Source organism: Vibrio sp. SCP2, from assembly GCF_059295395.1.
This window is the reverse complement of record NZ_JCAFVV010000002.1, coordinates 448,841-465,933: the sequence shown is the minus strand read 5'-3', so window position 1 is coordinate 465,933 and position 17,093 is coordinate 448,841. Positions and strand designations below refer to the sequence as shown.

Annotated in this window: 16 protein-coding genes and 1 other annotated feature; of the genes, 10 read left to right on the top strand and 6 right to left on the bottom strand. The window is 45.5% G+C overall.

The window, feature by feature from the left end:
• The first annotated feature begins 15 nt into the window (after window positions 1-15).
• From AC5O63_RS10010 to AC5O63_RS10000, 3 genes are all read left to right on the top strand, one after another.
• The gene (locus tag AC5O63_RS10010; RefSeq protein WP_171321390.1) at window positions 16-1,704 is read left to right on the top strand and encodes an NAD-dependent malic enzyme; all 1,689 of its coding nucleotides are present in this window, start codon (window positions 16-18) and stop codon (window positions 1,702-1,704) included.
• A gap of 138 nt (window positions 1,705-1,842) precedes the next feature.
• Window positions 1,843-2,163, top strand: a complete 321-nt coding sequence (locus AC5O63_RS10005; protein ID WP_494505009.1) for a DUF3392 domain-containing protein — start codon at window positions 1,843-1,845, stop codon at window positions 2,161-2,163.
• Window positions 2,136-2,918 carry a SanA/YdcF family protein gene (locus tag AC5O63_RS10000; RefSeq protein WP_494504848.1) on the top strand — a complete coding sequence of 261 codons (783 nt, stop codon included), beginning with the start codon at window positions 2,136-2,138 and terminating at the stop codon, window positions 2,916-2,918. The genes AC5O63_RS10005 and AC5O63_RS10000 overlap by 28 nt, the downstream gene beginning before the upstream one ends.
• On the opposite strand, the gene AC5O63_RS09995 is transcribed toward AC5O63_RS10000, so the two are convergent.
• Complete coding sequence (locus AC5O63_RS09995; protein WP_494505008.1) at window positions 2,899-4,179, bottom strand: GGDEF domain-containing protein; 1,281 nt, start codon at window positions 4,177-4,179, stop codon at window positions 2,899-2,901. The two genes, AC5O63_RS10000 and AC5O63_RS09995, sit on opposite strands and share 20 nt — an antisense overlap.
• A gap of 307 nt (window positions 4,180-4,486) precedes the next feature.
• Here AC5O63_RS09995 and AC5O63_RS09990 point away from each other — a divergent pair, with 307 nt between their 5' ends.
• The gene (locus AC5O63_RS09990; protein ID WP_272785202.1) at window positions 4,487-5,311 is read left to right on the top strand and encodes a DUF2797 domain-containing protein; all 825 of its coding nucleotides are present in this window, start codon (window positions 4,487-4,489) and stop codon (window positions 5,309-5,311) included.
• 57 nt (window positions 5,312-5,368) lie between these two features.
• Here the strand turns inward: AC5O63_RS09990 and AC5O63_RS09985 are convergent, their stop codons facing one another.
• Both AC5O63_RS09985 and AC5O63_RS09980 read right to left on the bottom strand, forming a co-directional pair.
• Window positions 5,369-6,604: a cysteine desulfurase-like protein gene (locus AC5O63_RS09985; protein ID WP_494504847.1), complete on the bottom strand. Its 1,236-nt coding sequence runs from the start codon at window positions 6,602-6,604 to the stop codon at window positions 5,369-5,371.
• Window positions 6,588-7,244, bottom strand: a complete 657-nt coding sequence (locus AC5O63_RS09980; RefSeq protein ID WP_494504846.1) for a 2OG-Fe dioxygenase family protein — start codon at window positions 7,242-7,244, stop codon at window positions 6,588-6,590. Before AC5O63_RS09980 ends, AC5O63_RS09985 begins: the two co-directional genes overlap by 17 nt.
• A 398-nt stretch (window positions 7,245-7,642) precedes the next feature.
• Between AC5O63_RS09980 and trxB the strand changes: the two genes are divergently transcribed.
• The 4 genes from trxB to AC5O63_RS09960 all read left to right on the top strand — a co-directional run bounded on the left by trxB (window position 7,643) and on the right by AC5O63_RS09960 (window position 12,511).
• Window positions 7,643-8,605, top strand: coding sequence for a thioredoxin-disulfide reductase (gene trxB / locus AC5O63_RS09975; protein WP_494504845.1), 963 nt, complete (start codon window positions 7,643-7,645; stop codon window positions 8,603-8,605).
• Window positions 8,606-8,717: 112 nt separating this feature from the next.
• On the top strand, window positions 8,718-10,505 hold the full coding sequence (gene cydD / locus AC5O63_RS09970) for a heme ABC transporter permease/ATP-binding protein CydD (protein ID WP_494504844.1): 1,788 nt from the start codon (window positions 8,718-8,720) through the stop codon (window positions 10,503-10,505).
• A complete protein-coding gene (gene cydC / locus AC5O63_RS09965) occupies window positions 10,498-12,219 on the top strand; it encodes a heme ABC transporter ATP-binding protein/permease CydC (protein WP_494504843.1) in 1,722 nt (573 codons plus the stop codon). Before cydD ends, cydC begins: the two co-directional genes overlap by 8 nt.
• Window positions 12,220-12,310: 91 nt before the next feature.
• Complete coding sequence (locus tag AC5O63_RS09960; protein WP_494504842.1) at window positions 12,311-12,511, top strand: DUF1289 domain-containing protein; 201 nt, start codon at window positions 12,311-12,313, stop codon at window positions 12,509-12,511.
• A 61-nt stretch (window positions 12,512-12,572) separates the two neighbouring features.
• Here the strand turns inward: AC5O63_RS09960 and rluB are convergent, their stop codons facing one another.
• The 3 genes from rluB to rnm form a co-directional block, all read right to left on the bottom strand.
• Entirely contained in the window at window positions 12,573-13,511 is a 939-nt protein-coding gene (gene rluB, locus AC5O63_RS09955) for a 23S rRNA pseudouridine(2605) synthase RluB (RefSeq protein WP_004749286.1), read from the bottom strand.
• Between the two features lie 106 nt (window positions 13,512-13,617).
• Window positions 13,618-14,238, bottom strand: a complete 621-nt coding sequence (locus AC5O63_RS09950; RefSeq protein WP_004743552.1) for an L-threonylcarbamoyladenylate synthase — start codon at window positions 14,236-14,238, stop codon at window positions 13,618-13,620.
• A 36-nt stretch (window positions 14,239-14,274) separates the two neighbouring features.
• On the bottom strand, window positions 14,275-15,141 hold the full coding sequence (rnm, locus tag AC5O63_RS09945; RefSeq protein WP_494504841.1) for an RNase RNM: 867 nt from the start codon (window positions 15,139-15,141) through the stop codon (window positions 14,275-14,277).
• Window positions 15,142-15,223: 82 nt separating this feature from the next.
• On the opposite strand from rnm, the gene trpL2 reads away from it, so the two are divergent.
• Both trpL2 and AC5O63_RS09935 read left to right on the top strand, forming a co-directional pair.
• Entirely contained in the window at window positions 15,224-15,349 is a 126-nt protein-coding gene (trpL2, locus tag AC5O63_RS09940; RefSeq protein ID WP_004743554.1) for a tryptophan operon leader peptide, read from the top strand.
• Window positions 15,296-15,399 (top strand) — a sequence feature (Trp leader region). (Overlaps the previous gene by 54 nt.)
• A 128-nt stretch (window positions 15,400-15,527) precedes the next feature.
• The gene (locus tag AC5O63_RS09935; protein WP_494504840.1) at window positions 15,528-17,090 is read left to right on the top strand and encodes an anthranilate synthase component 1; all 1,563 of its coding nucleotides are present in this window, start codon (window positions 15,528-15,530) and stop codon (window positions 17,088-17,090) included.
• The last annotated feature ends 3 nt before the right edge of the window (window positions 17,091-17,093 follow it).

Genomic DNA, 17,093 nt, shown 5'->3' with positions numbered 1-17,093 from the left:
CTACTAAGGCATGTGATGAATAACGATAAACGCCCTCTATATATCCAATATGCAGGCCCTGCGCTTCTCAGTACTCCTCTTCTTAACAAAGGCAGTGCTTTCTCAGCTGAGGAAAGAAGCTCATTCAACCTTGAAGGTCTGCTACCAGAAAACACTGAAACTATTCAGGAACAAGTGGAACGAGCTTACCAACAATATCGTAACTTCGAAAGCGATATGGATAAGCACATCTACCTACGCAACATCCAAGACACAAACGAAACACTTTTCTACCGCCTTGTTCAGAACCACATCTCTGAGATGATGCCAATCATCTATACGCCGACCGTTGGTGCAGCATGTGAAAACTTCTCGAACATCTACCGCCGTGGCCGTGGCCTTTTTGTCTCTTACGCTAACCGCGATCGCATTGATGATATTTTGAACAACGCTTCAAGTCACAACGTGAAGGTTATCGTAGTGACAGACGGTGAACGTATTCTTGGTTTAGGCGACCAAGGTATCGGCGGTATGGGTATTCCGATCGGTAAACTGGCGCTTTACACCGCTTGTGGTGGTATTAGCCCGGCTTACACGCTACCAATCGTACTCGATGTGGGTACGAATAACCCGCAACGTCTTGCTGACCCAATGTACATGGGCTGGCGCCACCCTCGTATTACTGGTGCAGAGTACGATGCGTTCTTAGAAGAATTCATGCAGGCTGTTCAACGCCGTTGGCCTGACGCGCTCATTCAGTTCGAGGACTTCGCACAGAAAAACGCGATGCCGCTACTAGAGCGTTATAAAGATCGTTTCTGTTGCTTCAATGATGACATTCAAGGCACTGCAGCTGTGACTGTTGGCTCATTACTGGCGGCTTGTCAGGCTGCAGGAAGTAAGCTTTCTGAACAGCGTGTCACCTTCTTAGGTGCGGGCTCTGCTGGCTGTGGTATTGCTGAGGCCATCATTGCTCAAATGGTTTCGGAAGGCATTAGTGATGCGCAAGCTCGTTCGCAAGTCTTCATGGTTGACCGTTGGGGTCTACTGCAAGAAGGCATGCCTAACCTGCTCGACTTCCAACAACGTTTGGTACAGAAGCATTCAAACACAGCAGATTGGGAAGCAGAAGGTAACGGCTACTCACTTCTTGACGTCATGCGCAATGCTAAACCTACGGTTCTTGTTGGCGTATCTGGTGCTCCGGGTCTATTTAGCGAAGACGTGATTAAAGAGATGCACAAACACTGCGCTCGTCCAATCGTCTTCCCGCTATCTAACCCAACAAGCCGTGTGGAAGCGACACCTAACGACATTATTCGTTGGACGAACGGTGAAGCACTGGTTGCGACAGGTAGTCCATTCGATCCTGTGGTACATGACGGTAAGACCTACCCTATCGCGCAATGTAACAATAGTTACATCTTCCCAGGTATCGGTTTAGGTGTATTGGCGGTTCAAGCTAAACGCGTGACTGACGAGATGCTTATGGAATCAAGCCGCGCTCTTGCAACCTGTTCTCCACTAGCGATTAATGGTCAAGGTGCTCTTTTACCGCCACTAGAAGCGATTCATTCTGTTTCTAAGAAGATTGCTTTTGCGGTTGCTAAAAAAGCCATTGAGCAAGGCGTCGCACTTGAGATCACAGACGAAGCCCTAGAAGAAGCGATTGATGCTTCCTTCTGGCAACCGGTTTATCGCCGTTACAAGCGCACCGCTTTCTAAACGCACTGTTTATTCAAAACCCAGCACACGCTGGGTTTTTTATTCCTGCCACAAAGATCTCATGACGACAGACTGCACTGCCTTACACGTCAGGTTCATGATATCGTTACTCAATCAATGACATTCACATTAGTTTTCATGGAATACCTAGACCTTTTGGGTGGATACCTACGCCCCTATCTGACAGAAATTTCGACAGCTTTAATCGCATGCGTTTTGGTCATGGCAGGTGGAGAAATTAACGCATTACTGAGGAGATTATTAAGAAACACCAACTTTGCCCTCAGAACTGTAGCGTTTGTCTTGATTAACGCATTTGGTTACGGCTTAATCATAGTCAAAGCAACACCTTACCTATCTCGGACACTGCACGGCCTAGAGGCTGGCATTATGTTTTCCATCGTATTGTTTTGCTTTATTTTTATAGGTCTATGGGCGCAGCGGAATCGACAAATTTAGTGCGAAGATTATTTCACCACGAAACCAGACAACAAACTTGGCTTAAGCTGGCGCTAAGAGCGTTAGCGTGGCTGCCAGTCGCGTTAGCGATCCTTGCCGTGTCTTTATTCGCAATTGATCGATGGGTCTCTTACCAAGCCAGAGACCAGCTATTTACCGACACCGAACAGATCGAGTCTTTTGATGTTGCGGTTGTTCTGGGAACCAGCAAGTATTTAGGCAAAATTCTCAATGAGTATTACACCCATCGTATCGACGCGGCGATAGAACTGTATCAGCAAGGCAAGGTGGACAACTTTCTTCTGAGTGGCGATAACGCGCACCGCTCTTACAATGAACCTTGGACGATGAAACGTGACTTGCTTAAGGCAGAGGTACCCGAAGAGAGTATTTTTTTGGATTACGCAGGATTTCGCACTCTAGATTCTGTTGTTAGAGCAAAAGAAATTTTTGATACCAATAACTTCCTAATCATTTCTCAAAAGTTTCATTGCGAGAGAGCGATATTTATCGCCAATTCACACAATATTGATGCGAAATGTTTTGCGGTTGCAGGGCCTTCGAAACACTCTGGATTTCAGGTCAGAATGAGAGAAGTATTTGCGCGCGCAAAAGCGGTTCTGGACATCTATATTACCAATGCGAAACCAAAGTTTCTCGGTCCTAAGGAACCTATCTTGATCGAACAACTTCCTGAACCCGAAGCAAAACCAGAGTTAGCCGAACAACCTTTGATTAGTCAGTCTGAGAGCTAACCACAACCTGGTTTCTTCCTTGTCGCTTCGCCAAATACAAAGCTTCATCGGCACGAGTGATCATTGCGTTAGTGCGCTCCCTAGAGCGAGAAGCAACCCCTATACTGGTTGTCAGCGGGTCCCCATGTACCCAGATATGGGATTCAATTCGATGTCGGATTCGTTCCGCGAGCTCAGATGCCTCTTCCAAATTCAATCCAGGGCAAAAAACCACGAACTCTTCTCCCCCCCAACGGACGAGGCGTTCACTTGGACTAAGCATACTTAATATCACCATAGTGAACTCACGCAGAATATCGTCACCCATCGCGTGTCCATATTTGTCATTGACGTCCTTAAAGTGGTCAATATCAAGGTATAGCGCCGCTAATGCCTTCTCGCGTCCTAATTTTCCTTCAAAATGCTTCTCTAGCCACTCCCGAATGGAGTGACGATTCATAGCCCCTGTCAGTGCGTCGCGATTTGCCAATTCTGCAAAGTGGATATTCTGCTCTTGTAACTCTTTGTTTAGTTTGCGAAGGTGTTCCTGTCTAAAATGAGACTGAAGAATCAGGTGGTGGCTACGTTTTATCTCCACAATACTGTATACAAGCGCTAGCGAAACCCAAAATACCAGCAAGGCCAACATGAGTGTTTCACCATCAATATAGTTACCGATGAATTCGATACTCTTGATAGTCATCTTATACTCACCATTAAAGTGACCAGAGCCTGTCGCTAACTCCAATTTGGTCACATTTGTAAACTCTGGCGCTGAATGTGCAATTGGTATCTCGTTATCAGCCAGCCACCATGTCAGTACCTGTAAGTTAGCGATAGGTATATCTACCACACCTTCTCCAACACCAGGGGAGTATGCCAGTCCATTGTATTTTTGCGTGTATTCATCTTCAGCAGAAGAGTAAGCCGGATTAAAGTTGCGAAGGTAGAAGCGTAGTGTGGGTTCAACCGTACTATCAAGCTGCTCAAAGTCGATATTCAACCTAACCGTATGGTAGTTTTTTAGGTTGATACCTTGTTGCATGGTTTCACCAAGCTGTATAGCAACACCGCAGTAAGGCCAAGGGTAGGCATCCGATTTATCTAACTGGCAATTTAGCACTACTTCAGACTCAGATGACTCCAAACTAGCAGTACTGACTCCCCCTAACGCTTGGTCATCGGTGGGCAAAAAGACAAACTGACCGGGGAAGATTTTAAAGACATGACCACCTCCATGCATCCAATATAACTGCACGACCAATATGGTCACAACGACCATGAAAAAGGTGACCTTATGAACAATTTTCAATACTAGAATCCAACCATTGATGCGCTGCTAAACAGCAAACAGAACCCAATCCCAATTAATAGTACGATGTTGGTTCCATTTTATCGCGTTTTACTTATGTTCTAGCAGATAAATATTAGATCTGACTCATAAACTTGATGCTTATTGACTTAAATATAAGCAAACTATTCTCTTACACTTTCATTATCGTCTACTGCTCAAGTTTTGCTTGTTATTAGTGCTACAATAACGATCTAAAAACAAGAGGGTTAACCCTCACTAAAATAAGAGCACTGTCATGTCTTTATTAGCCAAAGGTACGCTGAGTAAAATGCGCGCCTCTCTCGAAAATACCGTTCATTATCGACTTCCAGTCGGTGATGAGTTAGTTGATCTCTCACCTTTCATTGGTAAGAGCATTACGCTCACTCATACTGGTAATATCTTCTGTAGTTCTTGTGGCAAAAAAACCAAGAAAAGCTATTCGCAGGGGCACTGCTTTGTCTGTATGAAAAAGCTCGCCAGTTGCGATATGTGCATCATGAAACCTGAAACGTGTCACTACGATCAGGGCACGTGTCGCGAACCGCAGTGGGGTGAGGAAAACTGTATGGTCGACCACTTCGTCTATTTATCAAACACTTCAAGTTTGAAAGTGGGCATCACTCGTCACACCCAAATCCCAACTCGTTGGATCGATCAAGGCGCAACTCAAGGCTTGCCAATTTTCAAGGTCAAGACTCGTCATATTTCAGGTCTTATCGAGGTTGAACTGGCAAAGCACATCGCGGATAAAACCAACTGGCGCACACTGCTAAAAGGTGATGGAGAGCCAATGGCTCTAGAAGAAAGGTTTGCTGAACTCTTGCCTTTGGTTGAAGACAAAATTGCTGAAATTAAACAGCAGTACGGTGAGGATGCGATTGAGATCCTAAGTGAGAATATCACTACAATCAGTTATCCAGTGGAGCAACACCCGACCAAAATTACTTCTCATAACTTTGACAAAAACCCGGAAGTAACGGGGATTCTGCAAGGAATTAAAGGTCAGTATATGATCTTTGATACTGGAGTAATCAATATTCGTAAGTTCACTTCTTATGAAGTGGAAGTCAGCGCTTAAGCACTGCTTAGAAAAAGACCTCCACTTAGGAGGAGGTCTTTTTGCTTATTTTATTATCTATTGCCCGATAATTATCTTCAGCTCATCGAACAGAATATCCACTTCTTCTAATGTGTTGTAATGCATAAAGCCAATTCGCACTACACCACCACTCGCTTCTAAATCAAGTTGGCGAACCAGCCCAAGTGCGTAGAAATGTCCGTTCCAAACACAGATATTTCTTTCTCCGAGCTTCTTAGCAATAAACTCAGGTGAATGGTTATCAAACGTTAAGGCGAAGGTTGGCGTTCTTAGCTCGCTGTTGGCTTCCAACTTACCAAACAGATGCACGCCTTCAAGTTCAGATAACCGGCTAAGAAAACGTTCACTAATCGCTGACTCATGCTGATTAAACTGCTTAAATGAGTCGACTAATCTTTCCCTAAGCGAAGCGTTGCTTTTACCCCACTGCGACAGGTATTTCACAGCAGCAATTACGCCCGCTAAACCTTCAAAGCTTTGTGTACCCGTTTCAAAGCGGCCCGGACCTTCATTTGTCGCAGGTTCAACTTTGTAAGGTTTCAAACTCTGTAGCCATTTCGGTGCTACGTAGGCAATACCGACATGCGGACCAAAGAATTTATACGCAGAGCAGGCTAAGAAATCACAGCCAAGCTTTTGCACGTCAACTAAGTGATGCGGCGCATAATGAACAGCGTCTACATAAACCTTTGCACCCACTTTATGGGCAGCTTCGACAACACGTTGAACATCTACAATTGAACCTGTTGTATTCGACGCATAGGTCAAAGCAACAAGCGCAGTCTTATCATTGATCAGCGAAAGTAAATGGTCGATATCAAGACCACAGTCGCTTTCGTCGACGCGGGCTTGGTGAACAACCGCACCTTTGTCTTCTGCGGCTTGTTGCCAACTTGAGACATTCGAATAATGGTCAAGAGCCGTAACAATCACTTCATCGCCAGCTTGCCAATCTCGGCTAATTGCACGGCTTAACTGAAAGGTTAATGACGTCATATTTGCGCCAAACACTATGTTGCTGCTTGATTCTGCATTGACCAAAGCTTGAGCATGCTCACGTGCTTGCTTCATTAATTCGGTCGTTTGCTGACTCGAAAAGTAATGACCACCCAAATTAGAGTTAAAGAAACCCAAATAAGCCTGCATCGCTTCAAGTACAGACTTTGGTACTTGAGAGCCGCCCGGGCCATCTAAAAAGATCACTGGCAGATCATTATGTGTTTGACCAAGAGCGCTGAACTGCGCTCTTGCTAAATTAGGAGTGAAGCTCATTCACACTGTCCTTTGCGGTTAACACAAATACATCCATATGCCCCGCTTCACCCTCAATAACCGAGCGAATTGGTGTCGCATTATGCCAAAGTTTGTCGTCAGCTAGCATGGCGACTTCACCACTATGCAAGGCTTTACGGAAGAATGGAGCTTCGTTGAAGCTGCTGTAAACCATGATATCGCCGCCCTCAATATTGTGACGCCCCATGCCTACTACTGCGAGATGTTCAAATCCATCTTGGTGAACACCTTCTGGCGCAACCTGAGTCTCGTCGTAAACAGCCGAGATACGAATTTGGTGAATCTCGATCTCATGACCATCAGTGAGGTGATTAGATTGCGCAAATAGCTGACACATTTCACGCATACCGTCACTATTCATGATCGGCTTTTCAATCGGTTCAAACTGGCGAACCACGTTACCCTGAAAGCGATTAATATCGTCACTTTGAACGAACTCACTCCTATTCAAATCGACCACTTTGCCATCTTGCAATGTCACTACAGAGTAGCGTCTTAAACGATACTGGCCATCAGCATGCTCGGTATGAGGCAGTTGAGTAAACGAAGGGGCCAGTTGTGAAATCGCAGCATCACTTAACTTGGTCAGTTGTAGGGTAGTTTCGCGCTGATGTAACATCATCATCTCCTTAATGAATGTACATACCTATAATATGATTAACATCTTATTCACATTTATTATTTGCGCACTTGTATTGCCGGATCAACTTTTTTTAGCATTTCAATCCATCAAATTATATATTTTGGAATATACATCCACAAATAACAGCAATGACAGTGATTAAGTTCAGATTTAAAAAGACGCGAGTTCAAAAACTAGATGACTTCACTAGAGATAATTAATTTTCTTATCAACATCAATGAGTTATAAACCTTAACACCAAATTAACTGATAACGTTTGCGTTCTAATCTATAACCAATTATTACATTCTCTTCCCTTGCTAACCCTTTAAATGGCCCCATATATTCCATACAATCGAGTCAAATAAATAAGCGTCACCGCTAATGGAGCACAAATGAGCGACGTAAAACATAGCAATCTTTTAATCCTTGGATCTGGTCCTGCTGGCTACACCGCCGCAGTTTATGCTGCCCGCGCAAACTTAAACCCTGTTCTGGTGACAGGTATGCAGCAAGGCGGTCAGTTAACGACAACCACTGAAGTGGAAAACTGGCCTGGCGATCCTGAAGGTTTGACTGGTCCTGGTCTAATGGATCGAATGAAAGAGCATGCTGAGCGCTTTGAAACTGAAATTCTTTTTGATCACATCAATGAAGTTGATTTCAGCCAGCGCCCTTTCCGTCTAAAGGGTGATAGTGGTGATTACACCTGTGATGCGCTTATCATTTCAACCGGCGCCTCAGCTAAGTACTTAGGCCTAGAGTCTGAAGAAGCATTCAAAGGTCGCGGTGTTTCGGCTTGTGCTACTTGTGATGGTTTCTTCTACCGCAACCAAAAAGTTGCCGTTGTTGGTGGTGGTAATACCGCAGTTGAAGAAGCGCTTTACCTATCTAACATTGCTTCTGAAGTTCACTTAATTCACCGTCGTGATAGCTTCCGCGCTGAGAAAATTCTAGTTAAGCGCCTGATGGATAAAGTAGAAAATGGCAACATCATTCTTCATACTGACCGTACTTTGGAAGAAGTCGTCGGTGACGACATGGGTGTGACTGGCGTGCGAATCAAAGATACTCAGTCAGACAATATCGAACAGATTGATGTAATGGGTGCCTTTATCGCCATTGGTCACCAACCAAACACCTCGATCTTTGAAGGTCAGCTAGAGATGAAAGATGGTTACATCATCGTTCAATCCGGCCTAGAAGGTAATGCAACTCAAACGAGTGTACCGGGTGTTTTTGCTGCAGGTGATGTTATGGATCACAACTACCGTCAAGCGATTACTTCTGCCGGTAGTGGCTGTATGGCAGCTCTCGATGCCGAACGTTACCTCGATGCACTTGCTGATAGTAAATAATATTTTTCATTTTTAGCTCAAAACCTTAAAGCCCTGCGGTATTCCCGCGGGGCTTTCTTTTGTATAATGCCCAGTTCTAAAACTTTATAATAATTCTCATTAAGCCTTCACGATGGATAAAAAGAAACAACGCAGCTTGAATCAATGGCTCAAGCAGCAAAGTAAGCTCGCCAAGCGCTGGCTTATGATTGCTGTCGGTCTAGGTGTTCTTTCAAGCATATTCCTTTTAGTTCAGGCCGCTCTGCTTGCAACAATATTGCACCAACTCATTATCGAACATGTCGATAAATATGAATTAGTCCCTTACTTCCTTGGTTTAGTTGCCGTTATCGGTGCTCGTGCTCTTTGTTCATGGGGTCGAGAAATCGCAGGTTTTCGTTGCGGCGAACAGATTCGTGTTTATATCCGCCAGCTTATTCTCGATAAACTGCGTGAACTTGGGCCTGCATACATCAAGGGAAAACCCGCAGGGGCTTGGGCAACCTTGTTGCTAGAGCAAGTGGAAGACATGCACGACTTCTTCGCTCGCTATTTACCGCAAATGTCGCTTTCTGTACTAGTGCCATTTGTCATTTTGATCGTTGTTTTTCCGGTCAACTGGGCAGCTGGTTTGATCTTCTTAATTACCGCGCCATTGGTTCCAATGTTTATGGCATTAGTGGGGATGAAAGCCGCTGACGCTAACCGTAAGAACTTTAAAGCACTGCAGCGTTTGTCCGGTCACTTCTATGACCGCCTTCAGTCAATGACGACCATCAGGCTGTTTGACCGAACCGCAGCAGAGACTGAAGTGATGCGCGGCGCATCGGAAGTGTTTAGAGTGCGCACTATGGACGTGCTCAAAATAGCGTTTCTTTCCTCTGCAGTACTTGAGTTCTTTACTTCTATCTCCATTGCGTTGACAGCGGTTTACTTTGGTTTTGCTTTCATTGGAGAACTTAACTTTGGTGACTATGGTGCGGGTGTTACGCTGTTTGCAGGACTATTCATTCTGGTCTTAGCCCCAGAATTTTATCAGCCACTGCGAGACTTAGGCACTTTCTACCATGCAAAACAGCAAGCGGTAGGCGCTGCAGAAAGCATTGTTGAGTTTATCGAAACAGACGTAGAAACCGTTCGCTCAGGTTCGACCAAGCTTGGCGAAACAGATTCCATATCTATCACAGCAACAGATCTCGAAGTTTACTCTCCAGAAGGACAAAAGCTATTGGGTCCAGTAAGCTTTAAGCTTTCTTCCGCGCAAACCACAGCCTTAGTTGGCCCAAGCGGAGCCGGTAAAACGACCCTGATTAACGCAATCTTGGGTTTCTTACCTTACAAAGGGTCTCTAACGATTAACAACATTGAGCGTACTGAGCTCGATCTTGAAAGTTGGCGCGAGAAAATCAGTTGGGTTGGTCAAAACCCACTGCTACTGCACGGCTCAATACGTGACAACATTACGCTTGGTAAAACCAACGTCAGTGATGAAGTCATCAATCAGGCCTTGGAAGAGTCGTTCTCAGCAGAATTTGTGAATCAGCATGGCCTCGACTACGCTGTCTCCGACCGCTCTGGTGGTTTATCGGTAGGACAAGCGCAGCGCCTCGCTTTGGCGCGTGCTATGGTGCAAAACGGCCGCTTCTGGTTGCTTGATGAGCCAACGGCAAGCTTGGATGCTCGAAGCGAGCGTCTTGTGATGCAAGGTTTAGAAAACCAGATCACAGGAAAAACCGCCTTGATGGTTACCCACCAGCTAACACCACTTAAAAATGTCGAACAAATCCTCGTCATGAAAGACGGTCAGATCGTTCAGTCTGGACAATTTGAACATCTCGCTAACTGTGAAGGACTGTTCCAAGAAATGCTTTCTGCTAACCAAGCACTTAACCAAACCAATAAGGGGAATTTAGATGCGTGAATTACTTCCCTACCTAAAACTGTATAAGAAGCACTGGTTTGGTCTTTCACTCGGTATGCTATTGGCGTTTCTAACCTTAGCCGCTTCGATTGGCCTTTTGACCTTATCAGGTTGGTTCTTATCAGCTGCGGCTGTTGCAGGTCTCACCATCGCGAGAGAAACCTTTAACTACATGCTACCAGGCGCGTTTGTCCGTGGATTTGCCATGGGGCGGACTGCCGGACGTTGGGGTGAGCGTGTGGTCAGCCATAACGCGACTTTCAAGCTGCTTACCGATCTGCGAATCTTTTTCTTTTCCAAGCTAGCCCCGCTGATCCCGGGCCGCGTATCTAACCTTCGCGATGCCGATCTACTCAACCGTCTAGTGGCCGATATTGATGCTATGGATCATGTCTACCTAAGGTTGGTAAGTCCAATGGTTGTCGGCACGTTAGGTATCTTAGGTCTTACTGCACTCATTAGCTGGTTTGATGCAGAGCTAGGCTTAACATTAGGCGCTATTCTGTTCGCAATACTACTGACGTGGCCTGTACTGTTTTACAAACTGGGTAAGCGCAACGGTGGTGAACTCACTCAAAACAAAGCCGATTTGCGTATCGCTACCCTTGATTGGTTACAAGGGTACAGTGAACTCACACTGTTTGGTGCAGAAGAACGCTACCGTAATGCAATCCTTGAGACACAACAGAAACTATTAAAGAATCAGTTCTTTAACGCTCACTTTTCTGGACTTGCACAAGCCTTACTATTGCTAGCTAACGGCTGGACGATTGTGCTAATGCTTTGGCTAGCGGCGGACGGTGTCGGCGGCAATACGCCAGATCCTATGATCGCTCTGGTCGCGTTTGCCACAATGGCGAGTGTTGAGCTGTTAATGCCAATTGCTGGCGCGTTCCAACATCTAGGCCAGACTCTGACTTCGGCTCGCAGGCTCAACGATATCACTCAATCTGAACCAGATGTCTGTTTCCCTAAGAAAGAGACAAAGCATGAGCAGCAGTTCTCAATCGAATATAAAGGGGTTTCTTTCCACTACCCTGAAGCTAACAATGATGTCGTTAAATGCATCGAGTTAGCGATTCCAGCTCAGCACAGAATTGCGATTGTCGGTCAAACTGGCTCTGGCAAATCGACTCTTCTACAGTTGCTTAACCGCTATTGGGATGTTCAACAAGGCTGCATCGAAATTGCGGGTAAACCAATCCAAGAGTGGAGTGAGAGTCAGCTTCGCCAAGCCATTAGCGTTGTAAGCCAACGTGTCGATATTCTTAATGGCTCACTGCGTGACAACCTAGTCATGGCTAAACCGCAAGCAGAGGACGATGAGCTTGCTCAGGTGCTGTCGAAAGTCGGGCTGGCTAAACTTCTCGACGAGACAGGTTTAGACACATGGCTTGGCGACGGTGGTAGACAGCTGTCTGGTGGAGAAAAGCGCCGAATTGGTATTGCACGTGCCTTGCTACATAATGCGCCAATCCTATTACTTGATGAGCCTACCGAAGGTTTAGACAAGCAGACAGAACAGCAAATCATGCAATTGTTCGAGCAGCATTTTGTCGGTAAAACGGTGGTGTTTATCACCCACCGTTTAGTCAACTTAGACAAGATGGATTCGATTTGTTTAATAGAGCAAGGTGAGATTGTTGAGCATGGCACTCATCAACAATTGATAGAACAGCAAGGTCGCTATTTCACTCTGAGCCAAACTCTCTAATAGATAAATATCTTAAATTAGCCCCAGCTTACCAACATGGTAAGCTGGTACTTTTTGTATACTTATACAAAAGGTGTTTTTGGTATGGCTTATGGCAGCGCAACCTTCAAATCGCTCTATTCCTAACCCCTGCATTCGTCACTGCTGTTTAGATCAGGATGATATTTGCTTAGGTTGCTATCGTTCGTTGGATGAAATCTTAAGATGGTCACAGTCAACCAATGAGCAAAAGCAGGAGATTCTTGATGTGTGTGCTCAGCGAAAATCGGAGCGAAAGGGTCGCTGGAGTTAAGAGCAGCTCAAAACGAAAAAAGCAGCCAACTGGCTGCTTTTTTAAATCACTTTGCTTTGGCTTAACGCTGCTTATTGCGCGCGTTCGGTTGGCCTGCGCCTTTTTTCGGTTTACGGCGTGATGGGTTGTTGCTACGACCACCACCACTGTTTACACGTTCTTCGTGACGTTTAACTGCACGGCGAATCTTCTGGCTGCGTGAGCGTTCGCGTTTGCGAGATGAGTTTGCTTTATTTTCATCAAGCAATGTCTCTTTCTCTGGGCGAAGTTCAACCAACTCACGTAGATAGTTGACCTCTTTAAGGTCCAGTTCCATCCATCCACCGCGAGGCAATTTCTTGTCTAGGTAAATGTCACCGTAACGTACACGTTTTAAGCGACTAACTGTGGTATCTTGAGATTCCCACAAACGACGAACCTCACGGTTACGACCTTCGTTAATCGCTACGTAGAAAGTGTGGTTCATACCATCACCACCCGCGTAGACAACGTCTTCAAAGCGAGCCATGCCGTCTTCAAGTTCAACGCCACGAACTAGGTTCTTCACCTTCTGTTCAGTCACTTCACCAAATACACGTACTAGGTATTCACGTTCTACTTGGCGACTTGGGTGCATCAAGCGGTTAGCTAATTCACCGTCAGTGGTAAATAGCAGTAGGCCCGAAGTGTTCGCATCAAGACGGCCAACTGAAATCCAACGAGAACCGCGGATTTTTGGCAGACGATCAAAAACAGTACGACGACCTTCTGGATCATGACGGGTACACAGTTCACCTTCAGGCTTGTAGTACGCTAATACGCGACAAATCACTTCTTCCTGCGCTTTAGCAGAAACAGTGTGTCCATCGATACGCACAACTGCATTTTCGTCTTCTAGTCGTTCGCCAAGTTTAGCAACGATACCGTTCACGCTCACACGACCCGCTTTAATCAAAGCTTCTAGTTCGCGTCGAGAGCCATGACCAGCTCGAGCCAATACTTTCTGTAGTTTTTCGTTCATTTATCTACCTATGTGTCGTCTTCTCAGACGTCGAATAAACAAGTGCGACCCAAAATCGCGGTCGCACATTATCGCAAAAAGTGTGGTGAAAATCACGCACTTTTGACTATTCGAATGGAGCAGGATCACCTGAACCAACACGGGCAATGATTGGTTCATCATTACTGAAATCAACCACTGTCGTTGGTTGCTCGCCTAGATAACCACCATTAAGAATACAATCAACCGCATGCTCTAGTTTGTCGCGAATGTCCTCTGGGTCAGATTCGGTCATATCGTTACCCGGTAAGATAAGCGATGTTGACATCAACGGCTCGCCAAGCGCTTCGAGTAAGTCGAGAGCAATTTGGTTGTCTGGCACGCGAATACCAATCGTCTTACGCTTAGCGTTCATTAAGCGACGCGGCACTTCCTTAGTTCCTTTAAAAATAAAGGTGTACGGCCCAGGCGTATTGTTCTTCAGCAGACGAAATGCCGTATTATCTACACGAGCATAAAGAGAGAGCTCAGATAAATCTCGGCACAACAAAGTAAAGTTGTGCTTATCATCTAAACGACGAATCTGACAGATACGCTCCAGTGCCTGTTTGTTTTCAAGCTGACAACCCAATGCGTAGCCCGAATCCGTAGGGTAAATCACGACCCCACCATTACGAATGATTGCTACAGCTTGATTGATCAAGCGAGCCTGAGGGTTTTCTGGGTGTACGTAAAAAAACTGGCTCATTGTAATTCCTCATTATCGAGTCTCACGACTCTATAGTTAATTGGTATTGATTGGTTCTGACTTTGAAGGCTTAATACCCCAATCTTTCCATACAGGTTCAACGCCCGATGGAAGCCATAAATTTCGTCCTAACTCCATCCAAGGTGAAGGATAATGAAAGTCGCTGCCTTGAGAGGCTAATAGATTGTATTGTATAGCATAATCCGCCAAGTTGCGCCTTTCTTGTTGCCCTTGTTGAGGTTGAGCAACTTCCATTGCATCTCCTCCTGCTTCAACAAACGCACTGATTAGCCGTTTTATCCATTTAGCAGTTAGATCATAGCGCCCTGGGTGAGCCAGTACAGCCTGCCCACCAGCGGCATGAATCGCTTCAATCGCTTCTTTCATTGTGCACCAGTTTGGCGGCACATAACCCGGATTATTGCGCGTTAGGTATTTCTTAAACACTTGCTGCATCGTTTTCGCATAGCCGTTATCGACCAGCCATTTAGCGAAGTGGGCCCGCGTGATTGGCGCGTCACCAGCAATTACCTTTACATCTTCGAGCACACCTTCTTGCGTTGCTTTTTCAAGGCGATGAGCAATCATTTCAGCGCGTGCTACTCGATGATTTTTTTGTTTTACGATCAGTTCATTGAGTGCTTGAGACTCTGGGTCGATATTCAAACCTACAATGTGAATATCTTTATTCTGCCAAACGGTAGAAATTTCAATTCCGTTGATGATCTTCAAAGGCAGATTATTGTCTTGGACATATTGATGCGCGGTCGATAATGCGTCGACAGTATCATGATCGGTGATCGCTAATACATCAAGCTGAAAGCCAAGGGCTCTATCTATTAATTCATGTGGAGGCAGTCTTCCATCTGAGGCGGTCGTATGACTATGTAAATCAATTCTCATAATTTTGTTTTTTTAGTTGACTTTTTACCTCTGCACTAGTTAACTAGTACACAAATACGAAGTACCTGACTTAAGGCTCACTATGTTACAAGACATTAACCAAAACCATAAAGCAAAAGTTGCTGCTGGCACTATGAATAATAGTTCAGCTGATCTTGCTTGGTGGCGCACTTGGACAAGTTCTTGGTGGGCTAACGTGTACTTCTAATTCATAGAATTCAAGTTCCGAAAGCCCGCTACTAAAGCGGGCTTTTTTGTTTTGTAATCTGTCTCACATCTAAGTGCTTAAACAATCGTCAAATTTAACCAAATCCTGATTGGGTGACCGTTTGCTTTATGCGACTATGTACGGCAGGAAGTAAAAATTTTAGAGAAAAGGAGGTCTTGTGAACAAGGCCATTGAAATCAAGAAGCTAGGCAAAATCGAGTTAATTCGAAGCACGGCACCTTATGCCCAAGATCCTACGCAGCTATTTCACACACTATGTGAAAACAAAACCGACAGCCTGCTACTGGAATCTGCTGAAATCGACTCAAAGCAGGACCTACAAAGCCTTCTTATTGTTGACTCAGCGGTGCGCATCGTTTGTTTCGGACATACGGTGACAATGACCGCGTTAACCGACAATGGTAAAAACCTGCTTTCTCACCTTACGCACAACATCAATCCAAATATTGAGCACACATTTAACGGCAGCGAACTAATACTGGAATACAGCGCACCGTGCAACACCTTAGATGAAGACTCTCGCCTACGCGAAGCCTCTTCCTTTGATGCTCTGCGTTTGATTCAGCACAGCTTCGATATTGCAGAGCTGCACAAGCACGCAATTTTTATCGGTGGCTTGTTTGCCTATGATTTAGTGGCTAACTTTGAGCCTTTGGGTGATGCAGCTCAATCAAACCAATGTCCTGACTACGTTTTCTATGTTGCGGAAACCTTACTGGTTGTCGACCATCAAAAACAGTCATGTGAGCTTCAAGCTGCCCTGTTCGCCACCGACGCTTGCAAACCTGAATTAACTGCTCGTATCGAAGAGATCAGTGCTGCCTGTGCCAATTTAAAAACGCTACCAAAAGCAGTACCGGTTACTGATACTCACGCAGAGCCAAGCATTTCCGATACTGACTTCTGTCAGATTGTGCGCGACTTAAAAGAGTTTGTGGTTAAAGGCGATGTTTTCCAAGTCGTGCCATCACGTCGCTTTACCTTGCCTTGCCCTTCTCCACTGGCGGCTTATAAAGAGCTAAAACAGAGCAACCCAAGCCCTTACATGTTCTACATGCAAGATGAGCTTTTCACTCTGTTCGGCGCTTCACCGGAAAGTGCTCTTAAGTACGAAACTCAATCAAACCAAGTCGAGATCTACCCTATTGCAGGTACTCGCCGTCGTGGCAAAAGAGCAAGTGGCGAGATCGACTTTGATCTAGATAGTCGTATTGAACTAGAGCTACGCACTGATAAAAAAGAGAATGCTGAGCATATGATGCTGGTCGATTTGGCACGCAATGATGTGGCTCGTATCTCTCAAGCAGGCACTCGCCACGTTGCTGACTTGCTTAAAGTCGACCGTTACAGCCATGTGATGCACCTAGTCTCACGTGTTGTAGGTCAATTGCGTGATGACTTAGATGCCCTACACGCTTATCAAGCTTGCATGAACATGGGCACGCTAACTGGTGCGCCGAAAATCCGCGCAATGCAATTGATTCGAGATGTCGAGGGAGCACGCCGCGGCAGCTATGGCGGCGCTGTGGGTTATCTTACTGGAGAAGGAACATTAGATACGTGTATCGTGATTCGCTCTGCTTATGTAGAAAATGGCATCGCGCAAGTTCAAGCCGGCGCTGGGGTTGTTTTTGATTCAGACCCACAAGCTGAAGCCGACGAAACCCGCGGTAAAGCTCAAGCAGTAATCTCTGCTATTCAATCAGCACATAAGGAGTAGCAT

Excerpts from the sequence above, each read along its gene's own strand:
- rnm (WP_494504841.1), bottom strand. The coding sequence starts at position 15,141 with ATGAGAATTGATTTACATAGTCATACGACCGCCTCAGATGGAAGACTG.
- AC5O63_RS09985 (WP_494504847.1), bottom strand. The coding sequence starts at position 6,604 with ATGAGCTTCACTCCTAATTTAGCAAGAGCGCAGTTCAGCGCTCTTGGT.
- AC5O63_RS09950 (WP_004743552.1), bottom strand. The coding sequence starts at position 14,238 with ATGAGCCAGTTTTTTTACGTACACCCAGAAAACCCTCAGGCTCGCTTG.
- AC5O63_RS09980 (WP_494504846.1), bottom strand. The coding sequence starts at position 7,244 with ATGTTACATCAGCGCGAAACTACCCTACAACTGACCAAGTTAAGTGAT.
- rluB (WP_004749286.1), bottom strand. The coding sequence starts at position 13,511 with ATGAACGAAAAACTACAGAAAGTATTGGCTCGAGCTGGTCATGGCTCT.
- AC5O63_RS10005 (WP_494505009.1), top strand. The coding sequence starts at position 1,843 with ATGGAATACCTAGACCTTTTGGGTGGATACCTACGCCCCTATCTGACA.
- AC5O63_RS10010 (WP_171321390.1), top strand. The coding sequence starts at position 16 with ATGAATAACGATAAACGCCCTCTATATATCCAATATGCAGGCCCTGCG.
- trpL2 (WP_004743554.1), top strand. The coding sequence starts at position 15,224 with ATGTTACAAGACATTAACCAAAACCATAAAGCAAAAGTTGCTGCTGGC.
- cydC (WP_494504843.1), top strand. The coding sequence starts at position 10,498 with ATGCGTGAATTACTTCCCTACCTAAAACTGTATAAGAAGCACTGGTTT.
- AC5O63_RS09960 (WP_494504842.1), top strand. The coding sequence starts at position 12,311 with ATGGCAGCGCAACCTTCAAATCGCTCTATTCCTAACCCCTGCATTCGT.
- AC5O63_RS09995 (WP_494505008.1), bottom strand. The coding sequence starts at position 4,179 with ATGGTCGTTGTGACCATATTGGTCGTGCAGTTATATTGGATGCATGGA.
- trxB (WP_494504845.1), top strand. The coding sequence starts at position 7,643 with ATGAGCGACGTAAAACATAGCAATCTTTTAATCCTTGGATCTGGTCCT.
- AC5O63_RS10000 (WP_494504848.1), top strand. The coding sequence starts at position 2,136 with ATGGGCGCAGCGGAATCGACAAATTTAGTGCGAAGATTATTTCACCAC.
- AC5O63_RS09990 (WP_272785202.1), top strand. The coding sequence starts at position 4,487 with ATGTCTTTATTAGCCAAAGGTACGCTGAGTAAAATGCGCGCCTCTCTC.
- cydD (WP_494504844.1), top strand. The coding sequence starts at position 8,718 with ATGGATAAAAAGAAACAACGCAGCTTGAATCAATGGCTCAAGCAGCAA.